The following is a 7,941-nucleotide window of genomic DNA, read 5'->3' as shown; positions in this document are numbered from 1 at the left end:
CCTAGCACGACGACCTTCTTCTTGATCATGGCAATCTCCATGCTATTCCATCTGCTGCTGGTGCCGCTCTACGCAGGCTACCTGCAAGTGATCGATGCAGCGGAGCGCGAGCGGCCGGTCAGTGCATTCGACATCTTCAGGCCCTACCGACAGGGTGACGCATTTCGCCTGATGGGCTACGGGCTGGCGATGATCGCGGTGTATCTCGTTTTGTTCGGCATCGTCATCGCGACAATCGGCCGTCAGGTCGCCCGGTGGTACATGGAATTGCTGACGGCACAGGCCAGCCATCAGGCACCGCCGACCACGTTGCCCGAGGGCTTCGGCATCGTCGTCGCATTGTTCGTGGTGCTTGCCCTTTTCATGACGGTTTTCTATGCCATAAGCCTGGGTCAGGTCGCGCTTAATCGTCGCAATATTTTCGGCGCCATTGGCGATGGCTTGATCGGCGCATTGAAAAACCTGTTACCCCTGCTCGTTTACCTGGTGGCGTGCATCCTTGCGTGGATAGTCTTCGTGGTCGTGTTTGTGGTCTTGGCACTCGTGCTCGGTTTCATCGCCAAGCTCATCAGCTACTGGGTGGTATTCGTGGTGCTCGTCCCGCTCTATATCGCCATGCTGCTGCTCATATTCGCGGTGACGTTCGGCGTGATGTATCACATGTGGCGCGATGTGTGCGGCGAGGATGCCGTAGCTTCCGTAGCACCCCCGTTCGCTGCCTGATCACTCCACACTTTGCGAACAATCAAGGCGGCCAAAGCTGCCTTGATTGTTCGCTTCGAGGCAAATGTCGCTGAGCTCATTCAATACGCTGCGACTTGCCGATACCTTCACATTGGCTATTCGACCTCGACGCGCCAGCTCCATCGATTCAGCGCGCCTGGTACGGCCCGAAGCGCTTGATCACTTCGCGCTTGCGATCCGCATCGTTGAGGATGAAAACCTCATAAGTCGCTCCACCGGGAGCGACTCGAATGACGACGTGTCCACCGTAGCTTTTGTAGACCTTGTCCATGATCGGACCGATGGCGATATGCGTTTCCGGGCTCATGCCGGTCGCGAAGACATCGCGTGGACCGGGATAAAACTCGCGAGATGCCAATCGCACGACGACTTCTTCTCCGGGCTGTGCGGAGAGCCAGTTCTGCTGGACGATGACGCGCGGCTGTAACGCGCGCAGGATCGCGCCGTTGGTGGAATCGCGATTGCCATGGTGATCAAGACTCATGGCGTCGACTGGCCCGACGACGGCGGCAATCGGCGTCTCCATGTCGCGCCAATACGGCTGCGTGTAATCGGGAACGCCGGGAATATCGCCGCCCGCGTAGTAGGAAAACCTGCCGTCATTGATCCTGATGACGTCGCTCAACGGGTTCTCGTCGAAGTGGCAATCCTTGATCGCGTCGAGCGGAATGTATTGCTGCGTACCGCTGCCGCGTCCGGTCCAGATCACGCCGCTGGACGCGATGTTCCTGACATGAAAATCGGGAAATTTTTGCGCCTGTTGCAAATGGATCTGATCGAGCGCGCCCGGCTGAAGTTTGACGACCGGTTTTCCGTGCTGTTCGCGGTACGCCGCCATGTCCATGTAGTTGGCAAGCGAAAGCCCGTCATTGCCGCTGGTCTTTGTACAGGCCCGAAGATCGACCGGCAGGTTGTAATTCGGCGCAGCACGATCAATGAGCGTGCCGATCGGGATCAGGTCGTTCACTTCGGTGATGCCCGCCAGCCGATACGCACCCGTCGCCGACATCGGGCTGCTGGCCGAAATCGTCCCGATATGATCGGTATGGAAGTGCGTGATCAACGCATAGTCGAGCGCGATCGGCCGACCCTGCGGGGCGAACTGGCGAATGTAATCGGCGATCCAGTAGCCGGCCGAATGCGTGGCGTCCGGCCGTGCCGGAAACGCGACCAACGGCGCCACGGATCTGACGAATTCCGGATCCGCCTCACCCGCGTCGAGCAGCATCGTCGTGCCATCGGGCATGACGATGTACGCGGAGTTTCCGCGGCCGGTGCTGATGTGATGGATGTAGAGATAGCCTTCCGTCCACGGCGGCAGCGTTGGTTGCTCGGTCGATACTGGCGAGTTCGACGGCGCGTCCTTGTTCGAGAATGCGCTAGCCGTTCCTGCACCGAAGCACGTCAGCACAACGAAGCCTGCTAACGCCAGGGCACAAGCTGCGGCCACGCCGCGATCGTTGCGAGACAGAAACTTTGAAGTCATGAGCTATCACCACGCGAACGGGATTCAGTGCGCAACGTGGCTTAAACCTTGCGGAGCGTCAACCGGCAAAGGCCATTCGAAGCCGCGTGCCGTGCATGCGCAAGCGCCGCGACAACTATTCCGGCGAGCTGCCGGAATTCGCGGCCACGGCACCGGTGTTCTCGTGCATCAGCCGATGCATTGCCGCGTCGTAGCACTGCTGATAGTCGTTCCAGAATTCGAGCACGCCGGGATGATCGCAACGCGTGCGTACGAAGTTGGCGATGTTCTTCAACTGCTCGTCACGATAGCCACCGGGTGGCGCCGTTTCCAGTATCTGGAAATGCCAGCTCTCGACGATATTGAGTAGACGTCCAAACAGGTGCTCGAACCGCAGCTTTTCGCTCGGCGACAAACCCGACATCGACGCGCGTCCCCGTACCACCAGCGCGGCCACCTCGTCGGACTGCGCGATGGACGCGTCGAACTGGTTGATCGCGTCGTACGTATGCTGGAACGACGCAAGAATCGTCTGCTGCCGAAGATGATGAATCTGCCGAACGACGTACACCAACGTCGCCGCCACCACGATGGCACTGAATGCTTCGGAGATCGCACCGATGGCCTGCCAGTTCATGCTTTCACCATTGCTTGGTTCAACTCGGCAACGAGTTTTGTGGGATCTCAGTGCGTCGTGGCCGCCGGATCATCTGACGCGTGATCGACTGCGTACAACCACTGTCCATGGATCTCGCGCGATACATCGGTGAAACGGCCGCGTTCGGTGACGGGTTTGCCGCCGGCCTTGGAAACCATCACGATCTTGAACGTGCCCCAGGTTTTCCTGGCGTCGCCGGCATCCACGTGGCCCATGTCTTCGAGGTGGGCATCCTTGATGGTGAAGGCGCCGAAATAGTCGGCATAGCCTTTGCGAATGGCGTCGCGTCCCCTGGCCATCGCGCCACCGGGAAACCACATCACCGCATCGGGCACGTAACACGCGGCCACCGCGTCGACGTCGCCGGCGTTCATCGCCTTGGTCCAGCATTCTCCCGCTGACGTAACAGGCGTGCCTGGCTTGCCCGCCTGCACGGTCAACGACAATACCCCAAATACAACCAGCAGCCCTGCGTTGATTCGCTTGCGCATGACGATTCCCCCGTGGTGTGTCGCGAAATATACGCTGGACCCGAAATAATGGAACGTCTTGCGCTGCATGCCCTGTTACGCAGCGTCCTTGAGAAAGCGCTCATCGGTCCTGATGTTGTGATTCTGCGACTCTTTCCGGTGTGCGCCCATGTTCGACAAAATCAGAAACTGGCGCATACGACGCATCGTCGCGCGACATCCCATTCCCGAACCGCTCTGGCAAAACGCATTGCAGCGCTGTGCCGCGGCGCGGCGGTTGGGTGCATCCGATCAGGCCACGTTGCGCGTGCTGGCCACGTTGTTCCTGGAGAGCAAGTCGGTGGAGCCGACCAAGGATCTGGAGCTGGATGATGCCGACCTTGTCCTGCTCGCGATGCACGCGTGCATTCCCGTCCTGAAACTCGGCATGGATTGGTACGACGGTTGGCACAGCGTCATCGTGTATCCGGACGCGTTCATTCCGCGTCGCCAGAAGATGGACGCGGCCGGCGTGGTGCATGAAAGCAACACCATGCTGGCCGGTGAAGCATGGGGTCGTGGGCCGGTAATCCTTTCCTGGGCGGAAGTACTCAATGCGGGAACGAAACCCGGGCACAACGTGGTCATCCACGAAATGGCGCACAAGCTCGACTTGCTCAACGGTGAAGCCAACGGCTTTCCGCCCTTGCATCGACGCATGGATCACGTCGCGTGGTCGCACATCTTTTCGGGCACGTTCGAGCGCATGAAAGAAGATCAACGCCACGGCGTCGAGTTGCCGATCGACCCTTATGCGCTCGAAAGTCCGGCCGAATTCTTTGCGGTCACCAGCGAGCAGTTCTTCGAGTCACCGGCAAACTTGCGCGAGCATTTGCCGGATGTGTATCGGCAGCTGGCGTTGTTCTACCGGCACCATCCATTTTGAGCGCCGTTACCGAAATCTTCGGGCCTTGCGAAGAAACGGGATGAACAAAATCAGGGAAACACAGGCTTCTCTACATCCCTTTACGCCCAGGGAACCCTGAATGAAAGATCATGTCTACTGAGGTTGGCCGTAACACGCGCTGACGACATGCGCAGGTTGGTCTGCGTGATTGGCTTGAATGAGGCAGTGTCATCGAAAGTTCCGAGCAGGTCCGAAATCGACAGCAAGAAGATCGTGCGCGCGGTCTGGCATTGTTCGATGGCGAAACGCGGGCGACCTTGAGTCGCGGACGCTGGCGACAGCCGCCACTGACGCGCCCGGCGTTGACGCTGGTGCTATTTGCGGTGTTGCTGCTGCATGCGCTTTTCGCGCTGGTGCTGTGGCACGAGATGCAGCCGAAGCCGCTGCATGTGGCGGTGATGCATGACGATATCGAGCAGGTGTTGCAGGTTCGTCTGATCGATCATTCGAGTCCGCCCATCGTGCACGCGCCCGAGCCAATCGCGCCGCCCACGTTGACACCGCCACGCCCGACGGCGCCGCCCCGCGTTCGTCCCATTACGCGCGAGAAGCCACATCAGGACGCGATGGTCGTGCAGGATCACGAGCCGCCACCGGCACCTGCCACTTCCGCGGCCGTATCGCCTGCCAACAGCTTGTTCGCGAAAGACGGCTCGGTGCGGTTGTCGCCCACGCAACCTGCGTACGCGGCGGCGAGCGCCAAGGCCCCGCCGGCCAAGCCCGCAGACGATCGCCAGATCATGCAGCACGACACCAATCGCATGCACTACAAGTCCACCCGCTTCGAAAAATATTTTCCACCGCCGAGCGAGACGGCCGGCGGTGCGGTGGGTCGCCACGTCGGCGATGCGCTCAAGCAGATCGCCGACAGCATCTGCGATCCCCACAAGATCAGCACGGCATCCAACATGCTTTGCGGCGCGCCTCCCCTGCCGCCTGGCCCCAAGGAAGGCGACGAACGGCTCAACCTGCCGCCGGCGTCGCTGGTTGACGATCCAAATACGCCCAAGCCGCCACTGGCAAGTTGCATTGCCGAGTACAAGGCGACCAAACCGTTGTCCGATGGTTGCCCGTTGAACACGCCGGAGCTGGCCTTCAAGGCCGAGATGCGCGAGTGCATCGATCTCTTCCGTCAGGGCAAGCGCCTCAAGACCTGGTGCCCGCTCGATACGCCCAAGCGCGCAGCGGAGGAATCGCCGCAGGGCGCTTCATCGAGCACGGGTTCGCACTGAGCATCGTCGACAGGATTCCGCAGCGCATCCCGGATATGGAAGGCTAAATACCAACGCCTGTCTGAAAGTATCCGCCGTGGATACAACCACCGTCGTCGACGCGACCGCTCAGGCCGCACTTTTCACACTCAGAAATGCGCTGCGTTTCCAAGACGTGCCGTGCCGCGCGGCCCAACCATTGATCACGGATGATGCTGCGCCCACACGGTGATCCGCTGCGCGAACGGGGTGTGCACGACTGCGCCCATGATCGGGTTGGCGATGAAGAAGATCAGGCCGCCGATCACCGTGACCAGCAGCGGGCGTCGCCACGCGAAGAGATCGAAAACGAACAGCGCCAGAATCATGCCGAGCGGAATCATGCCGATCAGATAGGGATGGGCGTCGACGAACGGCAGGCGGCTCAGCGCCGGCGGCATCAGCATCACGTTCGCAATGAACAGGATGCGCTTGTGCACCTTGGCATTGTTGCGTTTCCAGATCGCAACCGCCACGAACGCGCCGAAAATCAGGATGCCGATGACGTTGTCGATCAGGAACGATGCCGGCGTGAAGAACGAGGGCAACTCGGCGCCGCGCCGCAGGGTGCCAAAGGTCGCCAATACGCCGAGTACCACCATCAGACCGGCGATCACCGCGCCCAGCACGCCAAGCTTTCGATGCAGCCGTATGTTGCCCGCCGAGACAAGGCTCGACTGGATGACGAACAAAATGATCCACGACGAAAAAACCGCGCCGTGCAAATGCACCAGCATGCTCGGCAGATGCGCGAAGACCGCGCCTCGCAGAAAATAACTCGGGGCAAAGCCGACCAGCACGATCAGCAGCATCGTCAAGGACATGACGGTGAAGAACACGTCCTCCGCACGCTTCACCCCCGTACGCACAACCAGAATCGCCATCATGTTTTCCCCTGAGTCACTGGCGTGGACGGTCCGGGAATCGGTAGCCGTCTCTATCGCAGTGACGCAGTTATGCCAGAACCGGAAGCCGTCATCCATATCGAGGAAGGGATATGCCTGGCGACTTCTGCGTCATTTCCTGATTCGAAAAAAATTGCGGGCGGCAGGACTTGCATGCGCGGGCGAAAAAATTTGTCCGGAGCGACCCGCCGGGAGATTAAAGCTTTCCGCTCACCCGATATGGCGAGCTTCACGAACTAGGCGTATGGTCCGAAAACGGCGCCGACCCCGGGGGTGAGGCTCGGCCATCCACCAGGAAGGCAGCATCGACGCGACGGCGACGATGCGACAACGTGGAACTATCGAAGCACATCATCAGCGAACTCCAACCACGCAAGGATTCCACATGTCACGTTTCCATTTTCTCCGCAGCACCGCCATCGGCATGAGTTTCGGCATGGCTGCCGCCTGCATGTCGCTGCCCGCCTTTGCCACCGCGCCTGTCGCGGTGACTTTCGCGGCCAACAGCGTGTGGGCGCAGGAAATCGGCAACCTCACCCACTCCGACAACTCAATCGATTACACGGTCGCGGTCGGCGCGGGCAAAACCTTCCAGCTCAATCTGCTCAGCCGCAATCCGAACGTGCATTTCAAGGTAAAAGACCAGACGCACGACAAGAAGCTGCTGGACACCCTCAAGACGGGTGAAGCAAGCTGGACGCTGCAGAACGCAACGGATACGACCTACGTGATCCAGGTCTACATCGAATCTGCCGCGATCGGCTCCGATGAAACCGCAAAATTCGCGTTGCAGGTCGGGCAATACGGCGCCTCGGACATGCAGCCGCCGACCACCGCGGTGACATTCGAAGCCGGCAAACCATGGGCGCAACAGAGTGGCAGCCTGGCCACCGGCGCGACCGCGCACAACTTCACCGTGGCCATCGCGGCAGGCATGACCATCAAGGTCAATCTCGTCTCGAGCAACCCGCAGCTGCATTTCAAGGTGACGGACCAGACCCAGAACAAGATGCTGGTCGACACGAACTCGGCAGGTGCGAACACCTGGTCAGAATCACCCGCGGCGGCGACGAATTACACGATCCAGGTCTACGCCGATCCGGCAGCGCTGCCGGCCGGACAAAAAGCGTCGTTCGCTCTGCAGGTCGGGCAATACAGCTCCGGCATCGCACAACCCGCGCCCGCCGGTGCGAGCACAGCCACATCGCCCGCGCCGCCTGCATCGTCAAAATGATCCAACCGCTGTCGGCGTCGACATAGACGCCGGCACCCGGATCGATATCTGAATCACACAACGTCCGCTGCCAATCCAGGCGGCGGACGTTATGGTATCGCCCCATCGGTCGCTCACTCAGGTGCTGATGTTTTTTACGTTCTTCTGTTTGATCGAGTTCGCTGACCACACGCGCAACGACAATCACTTGAGAACCGCCGCGTCTGAAGGCCGCAGGGATCTTGGCTTCAAACGGATCCGCACTTCGCATCTTGCCTGCAGGTGCCACG

8 protein-coding genes are annotated in these 7,941 nt (G+C 60.2%); 4 read left to right on the top strand and 4 right to left on the bottom strand.

Features of this window, described 5'->3' with window-relative positions; translation table 11 throughout:
- On the top strand, positions 1 to 723 hold a 723-nt coding region (locus tag GSQ73_RS10565), incomplete at its 5' end, for a hypothetical protein (RefSeq protein ID WP_216844763.1).
- A gap of 148 nt (positions 724 to 871) precedes the next feature.
- On the opposite strand, the gene GSQ73_RS10560 is transcribed toward GSQ73_RS10565, so the two are convergent.
- The 3 genes from GSQ73_RS10560 to GSQ73_RS10550 all read right to left on the bottom strand — a co-directional run bounded on the left by GSQ73_RS10560 (position 872) and on the right by GSQ73_RS10550 (position 3,358).
- Positions 872 to 2,230 (bottom strand): metallohydrolase, encoded by a 1,359-nt coding sequence (locus tag GSQ73_RS10560; protein WP_254063380.1) that lies wholly within the window; start codon positions 2,228 to 2,230, stop codon positions 872 to 874.
- A 115-nt stretch (positions 2,231 to 2,345) separates the two neighbouring features.
- Positions 2,346 to 2,846 (bottom strand): hypothetical protein, encoded by a 501-nt coding sequence (locus GSQ73_RS10555; RefSeq protein WP_158883787.1) that lies wholly within the window; start codon positions 2,844 to 2,846, stop codon positions 2,346 to 2,348.
- A 47-nt stretch (positions 2,847 to 2,893) separates the two neighbouring features.
- Positions 2,894 to 3,358 carry a nuclear transport factor 2 family protein gene (locus tag GSQ73_RS10550; RefSeq protein WP_158883785.1) on the bottom strand — a complete coding sequence of 155 codons (465 nt, stop codon included), beginning with the start codon at positions 3,356 to 3,358 and terminating at the stop codon, positions 2,894 to 2,896.
- A 148-nt stretch (positions 3,359 to 3,506) separates the two neighbouring features.
- Here GSQ73_RS10550 and GSQ73_RS10545 point away from each other — a divergent pair, with 148 nt between their 5' ends.
- Complete coding sequence (locus GSQ73_RS10545) at positions 3,507 to 4,262, top strand: M90 family metallopeptidase (RefSeq protein ID WP_158883783.1); 756 nt, start codon at positions 3,507 to 3,509, stop codon at positions 4,260 to 4,262.
- A 278-nt stretch (positions 4,263 to 4,540) separates the two neighbouring features.
- Positions 4,541 to 5,515, top strand: coding sequence for a hypothetical protein (locus GSQ73_RS10540; protein WP_254063379.1), 975 nt, complete (start codon positions 4,541 to 4,543; stop codon positions 5,513 to 5,515).
- A gap of 182 nt (positions 5,516 to 5,697) precedes the next feature.
- Here GSQ73_RS10540 and GSQ73_RS10535 read toward each other — a convergent pair whose 3' ends face one another.
- On the bottom strand, positions 5,698 to 6,417 hold the full coding sequence (locus tag GSQ73_RS10535; protein ID WP_158883781.1) for a hypothetical protein: 720 nt from the start codon (positions 6,415 to 6,417) through the stop codon (positions 5,698 to 5,700).
- A 406-nt stretch (positions 6,418 to 6,823) separates the two neighbouring features.
- On the opposite strand from GSQ73_RS10535, the gene GSQ73_RS10530 reads away from it, so the two are divergent.
- Positions 6,824 to 7,672 (top strand): hypothetical protein, encoded by an 849-nt coding sequence (locus tag GSQ73_RS10530; protein WP_158883779.1) that lies wholly within the window; start codon positions 6,824 to 6,826, stop codon positions 7,670 to 7,672.
- Positions 7,673 to 7,941 lie beyond the last annotated feature (269 nt).

The sequence above is a fragment of the Rhodanobacter sp. L36 genome, assembly GCF_009765755.1.
In the GTDB taxonomy this organism is placed as follows: domain Bacteria; phylum Pseudomonadota; class Gammaproteobacteria; order Xanthomonadales; family Rhodanobacteraceae; genus Rhodanobacter.
The sequence above is the reverse complement of the archived record's forward strand: the minus strand, read 5'-3'. Positions and strand labels throughout refer to the sequence as shown.